This window comes from Maribellus luteus, assembly GCF_003576475.1.
Classification (GTDB): domain Bacteria; phylum Bacteroidota; class Bacteroidia; order Bacteroidales; family Prolixibacteraceae; genus Draconibacterium; species Draconibacterium luteum.
Genome location: NZ_QWGR01000320.1, coordinates 1 through 508 on the forward strand (window position 1 = coordinate 1; position 508 = coordinate 508).

Annotated in this window: 2 protein-coding genes; both read right to left on the reverse strand. The window is 65.2% G+C overall.

The window, feature by feature from the left end:
* A partial coding sequence (locus tag D1614_RS29065; protein WP_206610228.1) for a Rossmann-fold NAD(P)-binding domain-containing protein occupies positions 1-324 on the reverse strand: 324 nt, incomplete at its 3' end.
* Positions 324-508, reverse strand: a 185-nt coding sequence (locus D1614_RS29070; protein WP_206610229.1) for a hypothetical protein, incomplete at its 5' end; no start/stop codon positions are given. The genes D1614_RS29070 and D1614_RS29065, both read right to left, overlap by 1 nt.

Sequence of the window (508 nt, forward strand, 5' to 3'; positions counted from 1 at the left end):
AGCAGCCGCGTTGGCACCCACTGCAGCGCGCACCGCAATGCCACGTGCCGCGGCGGCGTCCTGATCGATGACATCGATACCGCTGCCGTGCTTTGAGATCACCTGCAGGTTGCCGGCGGCTGCATCCATGATGCGGGCGTTGACCTTGCCGTAGCGCACGATGATTGCCACAGGCTTGTGCCGGGCGCAGAGCGCAACGATGTCGTCTTCGGTGGGTTGCTTGCCGGCAAACACGACTTCGAAAGCGCCCAGCATGTCCAACGCCTCGGGTGCCAGGTCAGCCGCCGTGACGAGCAGGACAGGCTTGGTTGCAGTCGTGCTCATTACAGTGCCTCGCCTTCGGCCAGCATGCCCGCCGCGCGCAATTCTTTCTCGAGCCAGCCGGGGCGCGTATCGCCCTTGCGGATCGCCGCAATGCGGGCCGCTTCGGCGTCCACCTTTTTCTGTGCGAGCACGAGAATGCGCTCAACGTCGGCACGCGGGATCACGACCACGCCATCCGCATCGC